At 41.4% G+C, this 22,072-nt stretch carries 14 protein-coding genes; 11 read left to right on the plus strand and 3 right to left on the minus strand.

Going from position 1 to position 22,072, the window contains the following annotated elements; genetic code table 11:
- Window positions 1-88: 88 nt before the first annotated feature.
- The 11 genes from tatA to AO498_RS14690 all read left to right on the plus strand — a co-directional run bounded on the left by tatA (window position 89) and on the right by AO498_RS14690 (window position 16,734).
- Window positions 89-286 (plus strand): twin-arginine translocase TatA/TatE family subunit, encoded by a 198-nt coding sequence (gene tatA, locus AO498_RS14640; RefSeq protein ID WP_026951369.1) that lies wholly within the window; start codon window positions 89-91, stop codon window positions 284-286.
- 19 nt (window positions 287-305) lie between these two features.
- The gene (gene gatA / locus AO498_RS14645; protein WP_067549291.1) at window positions 306-1,736 is read left to right on the plus strand and encodes an Asp-tRNA(Asn)/Glu-tRNA(Gln) amidotransferase subunit GatA; all 1,431 of its coding nucleotides are present in this window, start codon (window positions 306-308) and stop codon (window positions 1,734-1,736) included.
- A 12-nt stretch (window positions 1,737-1,748) separates the two neighbouring features.
- Window positions 1,749-3,122, plus strand: a complete 1,374-nt coding sequence (locus AO498_RS14650; RefSeq protein WP_067549293.1) for a LysM peptidoglycan-binding domain-containing protein — start codon at window positions 1,749-1,751, stop codon at window positions 3,120-3,122.
- Between the two features lie 108 nt (window positions 3,123-3,230).
- Entirely contained in the window at window positions 3,231-4,328 is a 1,098-nt protein-coding gene (locus AO498_RS14655) for a DUF4837 family protein (protein WP_067549296.1), read from the plus strand.
- A 24-nt stretch (window positions 4,329-4,352) separates the two neighbouring features.
- Window positions 4,353-6,632, plus strand: coding sequence for an NADP-dependent malic enzyme (locus AO498_RS14660; protein ID WP_067549299.1), 2,280 nt, complete (start codon window positions 4,353-4,355; stop codon window positions 6,630-6,632).
- Window positions 6,629-7,219 carry a Holliday junction branch migration protein RuvA gene (gene ruvA / locus AO498_RS14665; RefSeq protein WP_067549302.1) on the plus strand — a complete coding sequence of 197 codons (591 nt, stop codon included), beginning with the start codon at window positions 6,629-6,631 and terminating at the stop codon, window positions 7,217-7,219. Before AO498_RS14660 ends, ruvA begins: the two co-directional genes overlap by 4 nt.
- A gap of 210 nt (window positions 7,220-7,429) precedes the next feature.
- Window positions 7,430-14,368 carry a T9SS outer membrane translocon Sov/SprA gene (sov, locus tag AO498_RS14670; RefSeq protein WP_102135896.1) on the plus strand — a complete coding sequence of 2,313 codons (6,939 nt, stop codon included), beginning with the start codon at window positions 7,430-7,432 and terminating at the stop codon, window positions 14,366-14,368.
- A gap of 55 nt (window positions 14,369-14,423) precedes the next feature.
- Complete coding sequence (gcvH, locus tag AO498_RS14675; RefSeq protein WP_067549305.1) at window positions 14,424-14,801, plus strand: glycine cleavage system protein GcvH; 378 nt, start codon at window positions 14,424-14,426, stop codon at window positions 14,799-14,801.
- 57 nt (window positions 14,802-14,858) lie between these two features.
- The gene (locus AO498_RS14680; RefSeq protein WP_067549308.1) at window positions 14,859-15,182 is read left to right on the plus strand and encodes a VanZ family protein; all 324 of its coding nucleotides are present in this window, start codon (window positions 14,859-14,861) and stop codon (window positions 15,180-15,182) included.
- A gap of 67 nt (window positions 15,183-15,249) precedes the next feature.
- Complete coding sequence (locus AO498_RS14685; protein ID WP_067549311.1) at window positions 15,250-15,930, plus strand: energy transducer TonB; 681 nt, start codon at window positions 15,250-15,252, stop codon at window positions 15,928-15,930.
- Between the two features lie 132 nt (window positions 15,931-16,062).
- Window positions 16,063-16,734, plus strand: a complete 672-nt coding sequence (locus AO498_RS14690; RefSeq protein ID WP_067550545.1) for an energy transducer TonB — start codon at window positions 16,063-16,065, stop codon at window positions 16,732-16,734.
- 43 nt (window positions 16,735-16,777) lie between these two features.
- On the opposite strand, the gene AO498_RS14695 is transcribed toward AO498_RS14690, so the two are convergent.
- The 3 genes from AO498_RS14695 to AO498_RS14705 are packed head-to-tail and all read right to left on the minus strand — an operon-like array spanning window position 16,778 to window position 22,044.
- Window positions 16,778-17,656, minus strand: coding sequence for a YicC/YloC family endoribonuclease (locus AO498_RS14695; protein ID WP_067549314.1), 879 nt, complete (start codon window positions 17,654-17,656; stop codon window positions 16,778-16,780).
- A 12-nt stretch (window positions 17,657-17,668) separates the two neighbouring features.
- Window positions 17,669-20,977 (minus strand): BamA/TamA family outer membrane protein, encoded by a 3,309-nt coding sequence (locus AO498_RS14700; RefSeq protein WP_067549317.1) that lies wholly within the window; start codon window positions 20,975-20,977, stop codon window positions 17,669-17,671.
- 20 nt (window positions 20,978-20,997) lie between these two features.
- Entirely contained in the window at window positions 20,998-22,044 is a 1,047-nt protein-coding gene (locus AO498_RS14705; RefSeq protein WP_067549320.1) for an NAD(P)/FAD-dependent oxidoreductase, read from the minus strand.
- Window positions 22,045-22,072 lie beyond the last annotated feature (28 nt).

Consider the following 22,072-nt stretch of genomic DNA (forward strand, 5'->3'; position numbering starts at 1 on the left):
AAAAGATAAATCAAGCTCGCCCTTAACCTTGGCTAAGCGAGTGACAGTTGTATCTTTGTAACTTGTATATCCTTAAACACACACCATCATGACTACATTAGGTTTCATTCAAAACATGGGAGGAGGTTCTCTTATTCTGATCATCCTCGTAATTCTCCTATTGTTTGGTGCTAAGAGGATCCCTGAATTGGCCAGAGGTTTGGGCCGTGGCATTAGAGAATTCAAGGATGCCACCAAAGAAATTCAGAACGATCTCGAAGATGGACTAAAAGACAAGAAAAAGTAATTTCTAAAGCCAATTCAAATTGGAAAAATTCAGTTCATTCGACGATATCAAGCGATCGCTCGAAAAGAAAGAAGTCGATTGCAAAACAATCGTCAACCACTACCTCCAAAACATTCAGACGAAGGCGCACCTCAACGCCTTCGTCGAAGTTTATGCCCAATCCGCTCTTGAGCAGGCTGAAAAAATCGATGAAAAAATTGCCAAAGGCAAGGCCGGAAAACTCGCCGGAATGGTCATCGGAATCAAAGATGTCCTCAACCTAGAAGGACACGAATCCAATGCCTCATCTAAAATTTTAAAGGGGTATATCTCTCAGTTCACCACAACAGCAATTCAACGGTTAATCCAAGAAGACGCCATCGTTATCGGTCGCCTTAATTGTGATGAATTCGGCATGGGCTCCTCCAACGAAAATTCCGCTCATGGCAAAGTTTTAAATGCCTTGGATGAAGAGCGTGTTCCAGGAGGATCTTCTGGAGGATCAGCAGTAGCCGTTCAGGCTAATTTATGCACCGTCTCTTTAGGCACAGATACTGGCGGATCCGTCAGACAGCCAGCAGCATTCACCGGTATTGTGGGGATGAAACCTACTTATTCAAGAGTTTCTCGATGGGGACTTATCGCCTATGCCTCTTCTTTTGATACCATTGGAATTTTTTCAAATACAGTTAAAGACAATGCCTTGGTAATGGAAGTAATGGCTGGACATGATGAACATGACAGCACATCATCCAGAAAACCGGTTATTCATTACAGCAAGTTGTTGCATTTTGAAAAAAAGGCAAAAGTCGCCTATATCAAGGAAACGATTGATTCCCCTGCCCTTCAGCTAGAGATCAAAGCCAATACCATGGCAGTGCTAGATCGGCTAAAGGAAGAAGGCCATGAAGTTTCAGCTGTTGAGTTTCCCTTATTAAAATATACGCTTCCCACTTACTACATTCTCACAACCGCAGAGGCTAGTTCAAACCTTTCTCGATTTGACGGGGTAAAGTATGGTTATCGTAGCCCTAATGCGCATAACCTAGAGTCGATGTACAAAAAAACACGTAGCGAAGGATTTGGTGAAGAAGTGAAGCGTCGAATTATGCTGGGCACCTTTGTTCTTTCTGCTAGTTATTACGACGCCTATTTTACAAAAGCTCAGAAAGTTAGGAGATTGATAAAGGAGTACACCGAAAATCTATTGGACGAATTTGACTATATTATCATGCCGACTACGCCCTCCACAGCGTTTAAGTTTGGAGAGCACAGTGGTGATCCTGTAGCCATGTACCTTGAGGACCTCTTTACCGTTCAGGCCTCCGTTTCAGGAGTGCCAGCCATTTCGATCCCGAATGGGAAAGATCAATCGGGTATGCCAATCGGATTACAGATCATGGCCAACTCGTTTAAAGAAGCTGAGCTATATGCTTTCAGCAACTATTTGACCCATTCGATTACTTCCTAAACCCAAATTCAGATGAAAAAGAAACTAGCCAGAAGCATAATCGCAGGAGCCATTACTTGCCTTATTCCACTGACTGAATCTTTTTCACAAGAATCTCCACTAGAATCTGCAGTAGTTCTGGATGAAGAAATTCTTCCCAACTACCATTACGAATACATCCCTGATTTTACCTTTGACCAAATCTCCAAGCGAGTTCAGGAAATGGATACGGATATGCCGTTTGAACTAAATGATCGAATATTTTCATTCATTCAATACTTTACGGTCAGAAATCGGGAATACACCAAAATGGTATTAGCTCGAAAAGATCAGTTTTTTCCTCTGTTTGAGAAAACACTGAAAGAGCACGAACTCCCTGTCGAAATTCAATACCTATCCATCGTTGAATCGGGTCTTGATCCTAAAATTAAATCCCGGGTTGGAGCGATGGGACTTTGGCAATTTATGCCTGCAACGGGACGGATGTACGGCATGCATGTCAATCCAGATATTGACGACCGAATGGATCCCGAACTATCTACAGTTGCAGCTGCAAAATATCTCAAATCCCTCCATCGAATGTTTGGCAACTGGGAGCTTGCACTTGCTGCCTACAATTGTGGTCCCGGAAATGTTAGAAAAGCAATTCGCAGGTCAGGAGGTAAAAAGACTTTTTGGCAAATCTACAATTACCTCCCCCGCGAAACTCGGGGCTACGTTCCTCAGTTTCAGGCCTTCTTGTACATTCTTAATCACTTAGAAGAACACAACTTCAACTTAGAAGAGCCTACCTACTTGGCTGAATATGAAAAAATCAGGTTTGATCGGGCTTTTCGATTAGATAAGCTTGCCGAATTGACTGATCTCTGTGTACAGGACTTAGAAAAATTGAATCCATCGATTAAATCCAAGAAAGTCCCCGATACCCATAGCTCTATGGAAATTAAAATCCCCTTAGCTAAAGCTTCCTTCTTGAAAGAAAACTTGGCTTGGATTAGCGACTCCTTAGGTAATGCACCTCAGCTGCCTCTTCTTGCCTCAAATTTGGAATTAACCCCTGTTGAAAAAGCAGTGGGAGGAACTGGCGCTAAAGTGACTTACAAAGTCAAATCCGGAGATGTCCTTGGGTCCATCGCAACTCGGCACGGAGTAACAGTATCACAAATCAAAGCATGGAATAACCTTTCTTCCAATTTGATTCGAGTTGGTCAAACCTTGTATTTGTTCTCTGATTCTGGAAGTAGTTTGGCTGAAAATAGCGCTGGACAAAAGACTTACACGGTGCGTCCTGGAGATTCCCTTTGGATCATTTCTCAAAAGCATTCTCTATCTGTAGAGCAGATTAAACGTCTGAATAATTTGAATTCCAACACCATTAAACCAGGTCAAAAGTTGATTATTGGATAATCAACTTTATCTTGGGACTTTTGCATAATTTAACTTACTTTTTCATAATAAATTCTGAAGTTGGCTCAACTTCATTGTAAACGATAGCAACAAAAACCTTAATACGCCATGAAAGCACTTCGCATCCTTATTATTCTGGCAATACCTGTTTGGCTATTCTCCTGTAGCCAAGATGCAAAAGATCGAATGAGCAGTACGCTCCCCAAAGCTAGAGGCTCAATCGGAGAAATTGTTTTAGTCATTGATTCCACCAAATGGGCAGGCCCTGTAGGTGAAGAGCTCCGTGGGATATTTGAGTCTGATCTTCCGGGTATGTTTAGATCAGAGCCTATGTTTAAAATCCATCGAGTGGATCCTAGAGCTATGACTCGAATGCTCAAAATGTACACGAATCTCATCTACGTCACCACATTCGATGACCGAAGCGGAGGAAGCCAAGTTATCAATGCACAGTTCTCTAAAGAATCCAAAGATCGAGCTGCTGCAGATTCTAGCTTGTATTCACTTCGAATGGAAGACGAATATGCGAGAGGTCAAGAGGTTCTCTATTTATTTGGAAATACGGAGGAGGAACTAATCCAAAACCTCAAAAAGAACGGAGACCGACTTCAGAATCTATTTGAAGTAAGAGAACGTGGTCGATTGGAAAAAGCACTTTTAGCCAGAAAAAATGCAGCCGCCCAAAATGAGGCTCGTAAAAACCTAGGAATAGAAATCAACCCACCTGTTTCTTATCAAATTGCTAAGTCTGAGGATAATTTCCTTTGGCTAAGACAGCCGTCTCCAACAGAAAGAAGACCTGATATTAGTCTGTTTTTCTACGAAACGGATTATTTATCTGAAGAACAAACCTTCCCTGAGAACATCCTGAAACTGAGGGATTCTATCACTGCAGAACATATTTTTGGGGACCCTGAAGACCCTACCTCCTTTGTCACCAGTGAAAAACAAATTCCACCTGCCTTCAGAAACATGGTGATAAATGATAATTTTACGGTCGAAATAAGAGGTACTTGGAAGACCAATAACATCAGCATGGGAGGAACCTTCGTCGGTTATCTCATGGTGGACCAAGAAAAGGGTAAACTCTATTACATGGAAGGCTTCGTGTATTACCCTAATGAGGTTCATCGCGATGCGCTTCGGGAGATTCAGACTATTTTACTGAACACCGATATCAGTTGGAAGGAAAGCCAGGGAGCCTAAAAAACCCAGTATAACTCAGCTTTTATGGCCATTAAAATTAGAAAAGAAGACGCCTTAAATTACCATAGTCAAGGATCACCAGGAAAAATAGAAGTCATTCCCTCAAAGCCAGTATCGAGCCAAATCGATCTGGCTTTGGCGTATTCACCCGGTGTGGCAGAACCCTGCAAGGAAATTGCAGCTGACCAAGAAAACATCTATAAGTATACCGCAAAAGGAAATCTGGTAGCGGTTATTTCAAATGGCACGGCAGTTTTGGGCCTTGGCGATATCGGCCCAGAGGCTTCAAAACCAGTAATGGAAGGTAAGGGCGTTTTATTTAAAAAGTTTGCCGGAATCGATGTGTTTGATCTCGAGATTGATGAAAAAGATCCCAAGAAATTGATTCAAATCATCAAGTCTCTAGAGCCTACTTTCGGAGGTGTGAACCTAGAAGATATCAAAGCTCCTGAATGCTTTGAAATCGAGCAAACCCTCAAGCAGGAAATGAACATCCCTGTCATGCACGATGACCAGCATGGCACTGCAATTATTTCTGGTGCGGCATTGCTTAATGCTTTAGAATTGGTTGAAAAGAAAATTGAGGAAATCAAGTTGGTCGTCAGCGGAGCCGGTGCAGCTGCCATTTCTTGCTTGAGATTCTACGTGAGTTTAGGGGTCAAAAAGGAAAACATCATTGTTTGCGACAAGGACGGTGTGATCCGAACTGACCGAGAAGGATTATTAGATATTCATCAAGAATTTGCCACGGACAAGGACATTCGAGTAATTGCAGAGGCCCTTCCTGGAGCAGATGTGTTTTTGGGACTTTCTGCCGGAAATATCATTTCCCAAGAAATGATCAAATCAATGGCGCCTGATCCTATTGTTTTCGCCTTGGCCAATCCTGATCCAGAAATTGGATATGATGTTGCCCTCGCAGCCAGAAAAGATGTCATCATGGCAACCGGTCGATCAGATCATCCCAACCAAGTCAATAATGTATTGGGGTTCCCGTACATTTTCAGAGGAGCCTTGGATGTCAGAGCGACCGTAATCAATGAGGAAATGAAGCTGGCAGCAGCGAAGGCTATTGCTAAACTTGCTAAAGAACCAGTTCCAGAAATCGTCACCAAAGCTTACGGGGAAAATAATTTAGCATTTGGACGTTTTTATCTGATACCTAAACCAGTCGACCCTAGGTTGATTACCACCATTGCTCCCGCAGTGGCCAAAGCTGCAATTGAATCGGGAGTAGCGAAAAGGCAAATTCACGATTGGGAATCTTACGAATTAGAGCTTCAAAAGCGAATCGGAATCGATCAAAGGCTTATGTCCGTCGTGATTGGACGTGCTAAAAAAGATCCAAAACGAGTGGTTTTTGGGGAAGCTGACAATTTAAAAATCTTGAAAGCGGCTCAGACCATTCGGGATGAGAAAATCGCTGTTCCAATTTTGCTAGGCAAACGTCATGTTATCCTCAAAATGATCGAAGAAAACTCGCTTGATTTAGCTCACGTGACAATCATCGATCCGAAGGAAGAAAAAGAGCTGGTCAAGAAATTTGCTAAAATCCTTTATCAAAAAAGACAGCGCAAAGGCATGACCATTTTTGATGCCGAGCGATTGGTTCGAGAGCGGAATTATTTCGGTGCCTTGATGGTCGAAACTGGAGAAGCGGACGCCTTTATTTCTGGATTGACACGTGACTATCCTAAAACTATTCTGCCTTCTCTTCATACTATCGGTGTCAAAGAGGGAGTGAATCGAGTCGCAGGGATGTATATTATGAATACACCTAAAGGACCATATTTCTTTGCTGATGCTACTGTCAATTTAAATCCTACTGCAGAAGAACTTGTGGAAATCATTGGTTTGACTGCCAATGCGGTAAAGTTTTTCAATATGGAGCCTAGAATCGCCCTATTGTCATACTCCAATTTTGGATCTGCTCAAGGCGATATTCCAGCGAAAATGGCCAAGGCCACAGAATTGGCCAAACGCAAATATCCAGACTTAATCATCGAAGGAGAAATGCAGGCTAACGTGGCGCTTAATCAGGAAATTCAGCGTGAGATCTATCCTTTCTCTGCTCTTTCTCATAAGGACAAAGCAGTCAACACCCTTATTTTCCCAGATCTAGCTTCTTCAAACATCGCCTACAAACTCTTGGCTGAATTGGGAAATGCAGAAGCCATTGGACCCATCCTACTGGGAATGAATAAACCTGTGCATATTTTACAATTAGGAAGCTCTATCCGTGAAATCGTCAATATGGTGGCGATTGCCGTGGTAGATGCACAATCCAACAAAGGAAATCTATGATTGCATACCTCAAAGGTCGGCTTACTTACAAAGATCCCACTTACGTTTTGATCGAAGTTGGTGGTGTAGGATATCACGTAAAAATATCCCTTCAAACCTACAGTAAAATCAAGGATGAAGAGCAAATCCGACTTTTGACATTTTTGCATATCAAAGAAGATGCACATACGCTTTATGGATTCAGTGAAGAAGGAGAAAAACGCCTCTTTCTTCATCTGATTTCTATCAATGGAGTTGGTCCAAATACTGGATTGATGATTCTTTCCTCCCTTTCCAGTGAAGAAATTGAGCATGCCATTTTAAGCGGAGATGTAGCCACCATTCAGGCCGTCAAAGGAATCGGAGCCAAAACAGCCCAACGGATTATTTTAGAGTTGAAGGATAAACTCGGTAAATCTTCAGATGCTACTCCTCAGTTGGGTTTCTTGAAGTCCAGCAATAAAGTCAGAGAAGAAGCGTTACAAGCCCTAGTCACGCTTGGTTTCCCCAAGGCTGTGGCCGAGAAGAATATCGCTCAGGTCCTTAAAAAAACCGGAGGAGAAATTTCTTTAGAAGATTTAATTAAAGCATCTTTAAAGACATCTTAATCAAACGCTGGATTGAACTTTCGGGAGTTACTGACTTTTTGCAGGAGGATAGTTCGGAGTCAAGCGCCTGTTTTTTTTGTACTGCTGGCTTGGATATTATGTCTATCACCTCTTCAAGCTCAGCAAACCGTTCAAAGAGACAGTACCAAAACCCGACTTGATTCCTTAAACCAAAGAAGACAACAACCCTCATTTTTGCTTTGGCAAAACATGAGGACCAACCCTCTTTTTCCCTATCGGAACCCATTCCTTTATCAGCGATCCCCTCTCCTACCAGCCTCTCCAATCCAGCAATCTATAGAGGTAAAAGTAGATTCCACGCTTCGCTACCAAATTGCCGATCAACTAGATACCACAAAAATCGGGAATGAGCAGGAGTATGATTTTGATCGTTTTTCTCAAATTCAAGAATATCGCGTAAGACAAGACTATTGGAGATCCCGAGCTAGAGGAATGGACGGGGAAAGTGCTGTAGAAGGTAGAAGTCTCATTCCACCGATGACCGTGAGTCCTTCATTTGACCGAATATTCGGAGGTGATCAAATCAGTATTGTACCCACAGGCTATGTCAATCTTGATTTTGGGGCGATTTTCCGAAGGGTAGATAATCCGACGCTCCCTATTCGTCAGCAACAAAATGGCGGGTTTAATTTCCAGCAACAAATCCAAATGGCAGTTAATGGCTCCTTGGGTGAGAAAATGAAAATTGCCGCCAATTTCGATTCGAATAATTCCTTTGATTTTCAAAACCAACTCAAGCTTGAATACGACGGGTTTGAGGAAGACATTATCCAATCCATCGAAATTGGAAACGTAAGTATGCCAGTGCAAAACCGGTTGATTCAAGGTGCTCAAAACCTATTTGGGCTTAAAACCCAAATGAAATTCGGAAAACTCAACGTCACCGCCGTTGCCTCTACACAACGCGGACGTAGGGATAATTTGGTCATTGACGCTAATGGGCAGGGCCGGACTTTTGAAATCCAAGGATCAAAATATGATGAAAACCGCCACTTTTTCTTAGGCCATTTTTTTAGAGACAATTATGAAAGATGGCTAAGGGGACTCCCTCAAGTACTATCTGGTGTAAATGTGACCCGAATCGAGGTTTACATCATGAACCGGGCTACCAATACTCAAACGTTGAGGAATTTCGCTGCATTTATGGATTTGGGTGAAGGAAGAGTTTTGCTAAACAGCAGCAACCCCGCCATTGGAACTCCTAATCCAAACTCACCAGCCACTAACGAGGCGAATGCGCTTTACTCTAATATTTCCTCCAACTCGTCCTTTAGGCCCTTTGACACAGGATCAAGAGCCATCGAAAGTGCTTTGGGATTACGAAAAGGAGTCGATTTTGAGCAAATAAACGGGGCAAGAAAACTTGATCCCAATGAATTCTTTTTCAACAAAGAACTTGGCTATCTCTCCCTTTTTCGAAGACTTCAAAATGATGAAGTTCTGGCTGTATCCTTCGAATACACTTACAATGGACAGATTTATAAAGTCGGGGAACTTACCGAAGATTATCAATCAAGAAATCAAGATGAGTTGATCTTTCTGAAGCTTTTGAGGCCGGCTCGGATCAATCCTCGAGTTCCTACTTGGGACTTGATGATGAAAAACGTGTACAGCTTAAACGCTAGCCAGATTTTACGGGATGGATTCCAGCTTCAAATTATCTATCGAGACGACCGAACTGGTTTGGATAACCCATCACTATTGGAAGGGATCAATGTTAAAGACAAGCCACTTATCCGCCTTACAGGTCTTGATAACCTGAATCCCCAAAACGACCCCGCTCCGGATGGAAACTTTGACTTTGTAGAAGGGCTTACCATGCTATCGGACCGAGGTTTATTGATATTTCCTGTCTTAGAGCCATTTGGATCCAACCTTGAAAAACGCTTTGGGCCAGATGAATTGGTGTTCAGGGATAAATATGTCTATGACACCCTATATCGAACGACTCAGGCCGATGCAGAATTAGTTACCCGATTGAATAAGTATTTCATTAAAGGTAGGCTTACCGCAGGATCTGCCAGTGAAATCCAACTTCCGGGACTGAATATTTCTCCAGGCTCTGTTATTGTAACGGCAGGAAACATCCCTCTCACCGAAGGAGTGGATTTTACCATCGATTATAATGTCGGGCGATTGGTAATCATCAACGATGCCATCTTACAATCGGGTAAACAAATCAATGTAAGCTTTGAAAAGGCTGATTTGGTTTCTTTTCAAACCAGAAGTCTATTGGGAACCCGGCTTGACTACTTGGCAAGCAAAAAACTTAACATCGGGGGTACATTCCTTTATCTAAATGAACGCCCGAACATCACTCGAATCGCTACGGGAAATGAAACCTTGAGAAATAGCTTGTGGGGTCTGGATGTGAATTTCAATGATGAATCTCGATTTTTAACCAAGTTGGCGGATGCGCTGCCTTTTACGAATACCAAAGAAAAATCCCTTGTCCAATTCAATGCCGAATTTGCCCATTTACTCCCGGGAACTTCCAATACCGTAAATGGTGATCCGGCTTCCTACATCGATGATTTTGAGGCGGCAGTAACACCATTTAATCTTGGAGCCCAAGCCAACCAAACTTGGAAGCTTGGATCCACACCAAAAACTCCAGACAATCGGTTTGATCTAAGCCAGACCACCGAAGACAATCTTGGAAATGCATACCGAAGAGCTCGACTTGCTTGGTACAACATTGATAATATCTTCTATCGTGAAAGTGGACCTGGAGTACCCACCAATTTGAGTCAGGAAGACCGTCGAAACCACTATGTGCGAAGGGTTATTCCACAGGAAATCTTCAGAAATCAAGATCGGGATGTCATTATTGTTCCTCAGCCCTTATTTGAATTAGCCTATTTTCCACAGGAAAGAGGGATGTTCAACTATAACCCGAATTTGACATTTGATGGTTTTTTACCGAATCCAAGACAAAACTACGGCGCAGTAACCAGAGCTATCACCACCGAGGTAGATTTTGATCGTACCAATATCGAATACATCGAATTCTGGCTAATGGATCCATTTATCCAAGGAGAAAATGGTCGAGTCCTTGACGGTGTATTTAACCAAAATAATACGACTGGTGGAAAGCTATTTTTGAATCTTGGAGATATTTCGGAAGACATCATGCGAGATGGCAGCCATGCTTTTGAAAATGGTCTTCCCGCAGATGGTGACGCTTCTAAAACTGGACAAAATGAATGGGGAAGGATTACCCGAGAGCAATTTCTAATTCCTGCCTTTGATAATTCAGAATCTTCACGGCAAAATCAAGATGTCGGTCTAGATGGATTAAAGAACGATGACGAACCCGTATTTTTCAAAAGCCGATTTTTGGATCGGTTGAATGTTTCTCCAGCAGCAAGAAATGCCATTACCCAGGACGTTTCAGGGGATAAATTCCAGTATTACCTGAATGACTCATTTGATCAAGCTGATGTGAAAATTCTGGAACGGTATAAGAAATTTAACGGGATGGAAGGAAACACGCCTGTTTCCGCAGATCCGAGTCTTCCTTATACACCATCAGGAACCAACAATCCAGACAACGAAGATCTAAACACAGACAATACGATCAATGAGCTGGAAAATTACTATGAGTATGAAATTGATTTGAGACCAGGTCAACTCAATGTTGGGGAAAATTACATCGTAGATCAGGTCACCACTACTCAGAATGGTGATGAAGTCAATTGGTATTTATTCCGGATTCCAGTTAGACAACCTGACCGAGTGGAAGGGAATATTTCTGGGTTCAAATCCATCCGATGGATGAGAACCTACTTGACTGATTTTGCTCAGCCGGTCGTGTTGCGTATGGCTGAATTTCGAATGGTAGGAAGCCAATGGCGGGTATTTCAAGAGTCGCTTTTTGAGCGTGGATTATTCGAAATTCCAGAACCGGACAATTCCAATGTAGTAGTTGATGTGGTTAATATCGAGCAAAACTCACAAGGAAGTGATAAATCAAGTCCTTATGTACTTCCTCCTGGAATCATTCGAGACAGAGATAATACTTCTACAGTGGAGCGAAGACTCAATGAGCAATCGCTTCGAATCTGTGTGGAAGACCTTGCACCTCGTGATGCAAGAGCTGTTTTCAAAAATCTGAATTACGATTTGGTGCAATACGAACGAATCAAAATGTTCCTGCACGCAAATAGTGAAGATGCTTTGGATGGTGAAATCACGGCATTCTTACGGATGGGAACAGACTATACTGACAACTATTATGAGATCGAGGTTCCATTAACTATATCACCACTCGGATCGAATGACCCTAATTTGGTATGGCCAAGTCAAAATGAAATAGACATTGCGATACAGGAAATTGTTGGTGTTAAAATCGACCGGGATAATGCACAAGCTCCGTTAACTTTACCTTTTTCCCAAACCATTCGACAGTATAAAGTAACGGTGGTTGGACGTCCGGAGCTTAGCATGATCCAAGGAATGATGATTGGGGTTCGAAATCCTGGCCAAGGTTTAGGGTCTTCCAAATCGATATGCGTTTGGGCCAACGAACTTCGTGTCACTGGCTTTACGAAAAATAATGGATGGGCGGCAAATGCCTATTTAAATGCTAAAATCGCGGATTTAGCCGTGATTTCGGGTTCCATCAGACATAATTCAATCGGCTTTGGAGGATTGGAAACACGATTGTCTCAACGTACAAGACAGGCAACTACCCAGTATGATATTTCCGGAAATATTGAAGTCAACAAACTACTTCCAGAAGCACTTGGAGTTAGCATTCCAGTCTACGTGTCAATGGAAAACTCAACCACTCGACCGGAATATGACCCACTTAATCCTGACGTACCTTTTGAACTCGCCCTAGGAAAATTTGAAACAGACCTGGAACGGGAAGCCTACCGCTCGATTGCTTTAGATCAAGTCAACCGAAAAAACATCAGTTTCAATAACGTCAAAAAAGTAAAAACCAATCCGGAATCCCCAAACAGGATTTATGACCTCTCGAATTTTGCCTTCAGTTATGCATTAGGTACAGTCACTCAGACTAATGCGCAACTTGAAAATTACAACTTCAAAACCAACCGAGGCAATGCAACTTATTCCTTTCAGCCCAAGGAGTTAAAAATTGCTCCTTTTGAAAAAGCAGAAGGAATGACTTCTCCTTATTTGAAGTTGATTAAGGATTTTAATTTGAATCTTGCTCCTACTCTCCTCTTGGCACGAGTGGATTTGGACAGAAGATTCCTTCGATCTCAATATAGAAATGATCAATTGAGTACGGCGGGAGTTGACCCCTTATTCCAAAAATCATTCTTCATGAATCGGTCATTTACGATCAATTGGGACCTATCCAATAGTTTAAGATTCGACATCGAATCTCGAGCTTTGGCTGTTGTAGATGAACCAGAAGGGGATTTGGACACCCAGGCCAAAAAGGACTCCGTAATGACCAATATTCTCAAATTAGGCCGGACTACCAACTATAACCAAGTTGCCAGGATCAATTATACCATCCCATTCTCGAAACTTCCAATTACAGATTGGATTCAGGCAGACTACAGATATGAGGCCTCATACACTTGGCTCACAGGTGCGATCGGTCAAAAGGATACCTTAGGAAATGTGATTCAAAATACCCGAGATCAGAATTTAACAGGGAAAATTGACCTCATCAAACTGTACAATAAAAATAAACGAATCGCTGCATTGAATGCGCCAAGGAGACCGAGTATCCCCGGTAGACCAAGTTTAAATGCTGAGGACACCATTGGTACTCCATTTACCAATAAGCTGATAAAGTTTTTGACCATGCTCAAGGAAGTCACCTTCAATTACGGAGTTGTCGAAGGTACTTTTTTACCTGGCTATCTTCCAAACACTGGTCTATTAGGCATGGATCGATCTTGGAATAACCCAGGTTGGGCGTTTCTTTTTGGCGGACAAAACCCCAATTTAAGATACAATCTAGCTCAGAATGGCTACATGGCACCTAGCGCTGAATTGACTCAAACCTTTAAGCAAAGCCGAGCCATGAATATGCGGTTTACTGGATTAGCTGAACCCATTAAAGATTTTAGAATTACACTGGAAGCCAGAAAAAGAGAAACTGGAGATTACCAAGAAATATTCAGGAATTCATTAGATAATCCGGGACAATTCCAATCCATCAGCCCAAATCGACTTGGTTCTTATAGTATCACCACCTGGATGATCAAAACTGCTTTTGATAAATCGGGCCCACAGAATCAGTCTCAGCTTTTCTCTAATTTTGAAGCTTATCGAGAAATCTTCAAGCAAAGACTTGATGGTCAAGCAACTGAATCAGGTGAATTTGGACTGAATGGACAAGATGTACTCATTCCGGCCTTTTTGGCCGCATATACAGGTAAGGATCCCAATTCAGCAAGCTTAACCGCCTTCCCTAAAACCCCACTACCAAACTGGAGAATTGATTATCGAGGCTTGAGTAGATTGAAAGGACTTAGCGACATCTTTAGCAGTATCAATCTGACGCATGGGTACACCTCAACGTATGATGTGAGTAATTTCTCTAACTCACTTCAATACCAGCAAGGACTTGAATTATTCAATACCCTGCAACAAATCCCAAGAGCCAATCTTGCGAACACAGAAGGTTTATTCATTCCGATTTTTGTTCTCAATCAGGTTGTTCTTTCTGAACGATTCGCTCCTTTGATCGGGGTGGATGTTCTTACCAAAGACCGGCTCAATGTGGCCGTTAATTACAACAAGGAGCGGAACCTAGGCTTAAATTTTTCTAACTCGCAAGTAACCGAGCAGAAAAGCAGTGATTTCAGTTTGACATTTGCCTATACTAAAGCAGGCGTCAAAATTCCATTTAAAATTCAAGGAAGTCAGAAAGTACTGAAAAATGACTTACAAATGAGATTGGATTCCAAGGTGGTCAATACCATTCAGGTTCAACGAAAGATAGGCGAGGAAGCGACCGTGACCAATGGGAACTTAAATATCCAGATCCGCCCTACCATCAGTTATGTCATCAACCAAAACCTGAATTTGACGATCTATTTTGAACGAACAATCAATGATCCACAGGTGACCACTGCATTTAGACGAACCTCCACTTCATTTGGAGGACAATTGCGATTTAATTTATCTCAATAGATTTCAAACTCATTTGAATCCTTTTAATTTTGGCCTTTCCTAAAAAACACCAATCATGAATTTTCCACAAGAACTAAAGTACACCAAAGACCACGAGTGGGTTAAAATCGAAGGAGACATTGCGATCGTCGGCATCACTGATTTTGCACAGAAAGAATTGGGTGACATCGTATATGTAGAGGTTGAGACCGTTGGCGAAACCATTGAAGCAGGTGAGGTATTTGGAACTGTAGAGGCAGTCAAAACTGTATCTGATCTCTTTATGCCGATTTCAGGCGAAATCGTGGAGTTTAATGAGGAACTCGGATCTTCTCCTGAACTTGTGAATTCATCTCCTTATGAAGAAGGATGGATGGTAAAGGTGAAAATTTCTGGAGACCTTCCAGCTGACCTAATGGACGTGGATCAGTACAAAGAATTAATCGGAGAATAATCCAGCTTGAGGAGATTTATTTTAGCTCTGATTTGGTTAATAATCCTTGGATTTGCGATGCTCACTCCTGGAGAGCGTTTCCCAGAAGTGGATCTATTTAATGCCCAGGATAAACTGATTCATTTGCTAACCTTTGGGATTCAAGGTTATTTATGGACCGGAGTTGGGATTAAATCACAACCAGTAGGGTCACATCGAAAAAGAGCTTGGATAAATTTTCTCGTATTTGGCCTTCTAATCGGAGTAGTATTCGAATCACTTCAGCAGATTATCCCAAACCGTTCTTTTGAATGGACGGATATGATAGTCAATGCAATTGGTGGATATCTCGGGTTTTTGGCCTATTTTAAATGGCCATCCATTAAATTCATTTTGGATTAATCTTGATTTATTCTTACCATTGTTATTCAAATTTTGAACAAATTAACCTGTATAAACCAAATTCGCCATGGAAGCAAAAAAGACTCCTAGTGCTGACTTGACCAAGAAGGTAGGTATGTTTACCAACCTAGGTCTGGCAGTCGCTGTAGGTCTCACTCTTGCTGCCTTCGAATACAAGTCGTTTGATGACGCTGCTCTAAAAGATCTCGGCGCTGTCAATGACAACTTCGAAGAATTGCTTGATGTGCCTATCACAGAACAGCCACCACCACCTCCTCCTCCACCACCAATGGAGCAGCCAATCATCGAAGAAATTCCTGATGAGGTTGAAATCGAAGAAAAGATTGAAGTGAACTTCGACGTGGATGTGAAAGAAACTACTGTGATTAAAGAAGTGGTTATCGCAGAAGCTCCAGTAGAAGAAAAAGCAGACGAAATCTTTGACGTGGTAGAAACTCAACCAACACCTCCAGGTGGAATGTCAGGATGGAACGAATATCTTTCTAAGAATCTTAAATACCCTACTCAAGCTCGAAGAATGGGTATCGAAGGTACAGTAATCGTAGTGTTCGTTATTAACACCGACGGTTCAATTCAAGACGTTGAAGTATTGAGAGGAATTGGCGGAGGTTGCGACGAAGAAGCGGTTAAAGTTGTTCAAAACGCTCCTAAATGGGAACCAGGTAAGCAAAGAGGTCGTCCAGTACGTACTCGTATGAGACTTCCGATTAGATTTAAGCTTAGCTAATCATACTTAAGACCCGATGATTGTCGGGTCTTTTTTTTGACTTATTCTACTTTTTACTTAGTTAATTTTTGTTGTTCAAGTAGGATGTTTGATATCGAAAAGGTAAATTCCTTTACATCTAATCTATGCATCATGGAAAACAAAAAGAATCCGTCCAAGGACCTCACAAAATGGAGAGGAACCTTGACCAATTTGGGATTGATGTTATCAATCGGCCTTGTTTTGGTGGCTTTCGAATGGAAGGCTTATGAAGAAAAACCACTTCTTTCAATTACGGATTCAAATTCTAAGTGGGAAGAGGAGTTTGTCCCTCCGATCACTATTGCATCTCCTCCCCCACCTCCAATTACACCTCCTCAAATTCAAGTTTTGGATGATGAGATAGAGATTGATGAAACAGATTTCCCCCCAATTGATATTGACTTCCCGGAAGGCGAACCGATTGAGGAAGTTTCCTTAGCCGGGCCTCCCGTTATAGATGACGCTCCAGAAATCGTTGATTTCACTGAGGGGCAAGCCTCATTTAAGGGAGGAATAGAAGCATGGTATGCCTATTTGAAAGAAAATCTGACTTATCCTAAACAGGAGCAACGGATGGGGATGGAAGGGACTGTAATTGTGCGATTTGTAATAAATATCGATGGTTCTATTCAAGACGTCGAGGTGGTAAGGTCTGCAAGCCCAGGCCTCGATTTGGCAGCGAAAAAAGTCATCGAAAATTCACCAAACTGGAATCCAGGAAAAAATGGCGGAAGACCGGTAAGATCAAGAATGACTATTCCAATCAAATTCAAACTTCAATAAATGAAAAAGGTCTGAGGATTATTAAACCTTAGACCTTCACTTTTTACAACACATTCAGTGATTGCTCTTTTATTTTCTCAAGTTCATCCTTCATCCGAATCACATGCTTTTGGATCTCTGCATCATTTGCTTTGGAACCGATGGTATTGATTTCTCTCCCTATTTCTTGTGATATAAAGCCTAACTTTTTCCCTTGAGCAGTTTCATGTTCAATGGTCTTCAGAAAGTAATTGAGATGGGTTTCTAACCGGACAATCTCTTCTGTAATGTCTATTTTCTCGAAGTAATAGATCATCTCTTGCTCAAACCGATTTGCATCAAAGGAATTTTCATCTAACCACTGCTGGAAATGACTTTTAATCCGATTCTTAATTCGATCTTTTCGTGCTGGATCCAGCACCTTTATTTCAGTTAGTCCTTCTCTTATTACTTGGATATTTTCCTCAAGTTTTCTACCCAAAACTCCCCCTTCGTCTACTCTAAATTGCTCACACTTTGTTAGGGCTTGAACGATCACATTTTTCACTTTACCCCATACTTCTGTATCATCTTTCTCAGCCGAGATGGTGGTGATCACATTGGGTGCCTGCAAGGCAAGCTTAAATAAGTCAGCTGGTTTTTCATTTACCAAGTCAGCTAATTTTTGAAATTGCTGAAAATAGGTTGAAAACAATTGCTCATTGATCGACACAGGCAAGTCTTGACCTTCTTTAGATACAAACTCGATAGACAAGCTAACTTTCCCCCTATCCAAAACTTGCTGAACTAAAGCCCTTACTTCTGGCTCTTTGTCTGAAAATTGCCTAGGACTTCTAAGAGAAAGGTCGAGAAATTTAGAGTTAAGCGAGCGGACCTCCACATGAATGGACATCTGCTCATTTTCAAAGCCGGCTACCCCATAGCCGGTCATAGATTTGATCATGAGAAAGGGAAATTAGAAATTATACCCTAAGGTAAAATAAAACTTGAGGTCTTCTGTCTGATAATTGCGGACAGGTCTTGCTACGTCAAATTTGACATAATAATTCAACAAAACCGTTCTCACTCCTGCTCCATAGCTTTGGAGCCAAGGATTGTTGAAATTATTTAATACTATCACAAATGGAGAACCTTCCGTATTGATCACTTCTGTATTTTGATCATTGACTCGTTCCCAAGGAGCAAAATCATTCCATGCTGAACCGATATCATAGAAACCAACCAATTGGAAATTTCTCACAAAATTGGAGGTTATGGTCCCTCTTGTAAGGTAAGAAAACACAGGTATTCTTAATTCTGAAGTAAATGTGATCACATTTCGACCTCGAATTTCATCATAATCATAGCCCCTTAAATCCACAAAATCCGCAAACAATACATTGGAATTCTCGGATCCAGATGGATTTCTGACTGGAGAAGGTTCAGGTCTATTGGATGGTGGATTGTAGAATTGATTGAACAACCAGTTATCCATCCCACCTACCAAATAATTCTGAGGATTCTTTCCCATGAAGGAGCCCACATAGAGCTTGGATGCGAGGACAATGTTTTTATGAATCTTCTGATAATTTCTTACATCCAAGTAAAAGTTGCTGAAAGACCGATTCCCATGGTTTAGTCCTTGGTAGTGCATAAATCCAACCTTGCCTTTCAATCCAGTAAAAGAATACAGACCCATTGGTTCTGTTCGATCATACACAAACTCCGCTTTACCACCTACATAGTTTACATCAAATCGGTTTTGTGAAGGCTCTTTCCCATAAATAAGTGAATCTGCATTCAAATTGAAATATTGGGTCTTGGCAAAAAATGGCGCTGCATAAAATCTCGAGTGAACATTGAAAGGATAGGCTACACCCAATTCCATTTTAGAAAGCACATATTTCTGGAAAGTAAGGTCATCTTCCGTGATTCGAATAGTTTTTCGGTCATAGCGAGCTCTAAAGTCTAACCTACTTTTCAAATATTCATATTCAAACCAAACATCCCCACCTGAATTAAAATCAAGTGCGGTCATGATCCCTCCTGTCACAATGTGATTATCCAAGACATCGGTCATCTTACCATTAAGATTGATTCCAAAGCCTCTTAGTGGATCGACTATAAATCTTGAATTGATATTATTAGTGAAAAACTGAGGTTCCATTGGACGTGGACCAGAAACTCTTTTTTGGAGACTTTGCTTTCTAAAAGACTCCAACAAACTGGACCTAGAGTTCTCACTTCGATCAATTGTCACCGCCGCAGGCTGAGTTGGCGGCAAAGTATCAAAGGTATAATTATCTGTATTGACGCCCTTTCGGGACTCGAACCGCAAACGGTCTAAATTTATTGAGGAAGTTTTCGTCTTGGTGGTATCGGAGACCGTTGGCTGAACTTGCGGTGCAAATTGAGTCTCAACAGGCTTGTTAACAACTGTTTGTTGCTGCTCGGTATTAGTGCGAGCTTCCATTAATCTACGAGCGGCCAGACGCTCATTTAAGTCCTTCGCCTGGGCTAATTGAACTCTCGGGGTAGATGGGGTAAACTGATCACTACCTGAATATCCTTCTACAAACAGATACGAATCTTTTCCATCTCGAATTGAATAAGCAATTTTATTCATTCGGCTATTGACATCATATACCTCAATACTCTTGTCAAAAGCGGAAATTTGATTAGAAACCTGATTCCCGATGTTATGACGCATTAAATTGGATATCCCACTCAAGTCACTCAAATAAACCAGCGTATTAGCATTTACTTTTTTAGGGAGAAAATTCTTGCTGTTCGCATTGGTCATCTTCGAGAAGATTGTGGTATCCTTTTGAACCTGGACCATGAACAGGTTATACTGACTTGGGAAAATGGAAATGTCTGGAGTGTCTGTTAATACTGAATCTGGAAGCTCTGTAAAATTTGACGAATAAATAATAGTTGAATCATTCAAAAATGTAGGTGTCAAATCGTCAAAGAGATCATTGGTAAGTCGCTTGCCTTGTCCTCTTGTATTTAAGGTATAGATATCCGTCTTTCCGCCCGAAATCGCCGAAAGGACCATATTTTTTCCTGACTCATTGAAGTCAATGCTTAGAATCTGGGTGATATTTCGAAGGAAAATTTTATCCTGAGCTGTCCCATCGACAGATCGAAGACGAAGGGTGGTCAACCCTCGTTTAAAAGAGGCAATAGCCAAACTTGCTGAATCTCTCCAAGCAATTACAGGTGACATCAGGTTGGGTGTGATCTCCTCATGCTTTGCTCCTCCTTGAAAAATAACTTGCTCACTTCCAGAAGAAAGATCCCGAACGATCACTTTATAGTTACCTGCAATGTTCAATACATAGGCCAACTTCAGTCCATCTCTACTGAATTTGACATCTGAAATAGCCCCTTCTAATCTCGAATCGGTAGAAGCAATCGAACGGTTTAAATCCAAGGATTTAAATGAGGAATAAACGGGCTCATTGACTATGAGGTAGTAATTTCTCCACTCGGTAAAAAAGGTCTTGATATTGATGCCGATCGTATTTGCTATGCTGTTTTCCTCATTTCGGTTGATTCGAGAAAGATTCAGAATACTTGAAACATATCGTCGTCCGAATCTTTCACCGATGTAATTCCAAATAGATTGGCCAATTAATCCCGCCTCAATTCCAGTCAAATTATGGATTTTGGGACTTTCATTTTCCTTTAAAAAGCCTCGGATATAATCATCCATTTCTCTACTCCATCCTTTGGATAGATACAAAGAAATACCTTCAATATACCACTCCGGAAAATCATTGATCAAATTGGCTTGAAAGGCGTCGGCAACTGATGCACCATAAAGCATTTCTCGAACGATCACCTTGGCAGTTGCTGCCAACAAATCTTCCTTGAATAAATCCATCCGACCTTTGTAAGCCACCTCTGCAATGAGTCGGGTAAACTTTGTTTGCCCTTCTTCAGAATATTGAATCGCATTGATCCCAAGATTACTTTGCAGGCGTTCCTCTGGAGAATTGTAAATGTAAATTCTAGGCTTCGTGTAGGCTACGTAACCAATACTCTGTGTGAGTTTATCAAACTCAGATTCCAAAAATTCAATGGCCATTTTAGCATTTGGGCCACCTCGATCGTAATAATAAACTTCAAAATTATTGGATGCATAAAAGTACCAATCTAACTCCTTGTGCTGCACCCGATTCTTTCCAAACCTTTCCTGATCAAACTGGGCAAAAGCTTGGAAACTTAGAAATCCCAGAAAAAAGACCATCAGGACTTTAAAGCCGATATTATTCATTCACTATCAATTGATCAGTTTTAAATATACTTAAAATACCTTGCGATGTCCACCTCAGGATCGAGGGTAGCAGCATTCAAAAGGTAATTTGTCATTTGCTCGCTAAAGTATGGGACAAGCGATACCCCCTTTGCCCCAAAACCATTGAATATGTAAACGCTTTCCTCTTGGGGATGTTTGCCTAAAAATGGCTTTCTATCCTTTGTCGCTGGACGAATACCATATTTATGGCTTAGGACTTGAGAAACTTCCACTTTCACCAATTGGGTAAGCTTTTCTAAAAGTTCATTTTTCGCCGATTCCGTAGGCCCTGTTTCTAGGTCATGCCAGGTATAAGTCGATCCCACTCGACAAGTTTGATCTCCAAGTGGGACACGAAAAACTCCACGGTTAATGATCCCTTCGTAGTCGAAATTTTGCTTTACTTCCAAAATTTCTCCCTTCACTGGTGAAAATGGAAGAAATGAAAAAAACTTGGACTGCTTCGCTTCAAGTCCATTACAGTAAATTATGCCCCCAAAAAAATCTCCTGCATATTCCCATCCAGAACCCTTTCTTTCCAGTTTTGACTCATCAAATTCTTCCAGAAATAAATCTGACCCAAAATACGAAGCCATAGCTTCAAGAAATGCTGGGATATTTAACCACCCAGAATGCCGCAACATAACCCCTCCGAAAGAATCACGAATCAACGGATTTTGACTTTCGGAATAGATCGACTCGATAAACATTCCAATATTTTCATCACTGGAGTGCCCCATCCATTCGTTTAATTCCTCTACAGAAAGAAACGGACGATAGATGGATTTATTCATTAAAAACTTGGCACCTGTGATGCTTTCTAACTCAACGTAAAAACGATGAAGTGCAGGAAATAAAATTTCACCTTTCCAGGTTTTCACCATTTTTTTTCCAGTAACAGGATTGTATAAACCTGCAGCGATTCGACTACTTTGATTTTTTGCCGGTTGATCCAAAATCTTCACACGCTTACCAGCTTTGATTAGCTGATAAGCCATTGCTGTGCCTGCAAGCCCTTGTCCAATGATTAAAAAATCATATTCCATACCTCAAAATAAAAGCATTATCCCTTTC

Origin of the sequence: Algoriphagus sanaruensis, assembly GCF_001593605.1 — a bacterium.
Taxonomy (GTDB): Bacteria; Bacteroidota; Bacteroidia; order Cytophagales; family Cyclobacteriaceae; genus Algoriphagus; species Algoriphagus sanaruensis.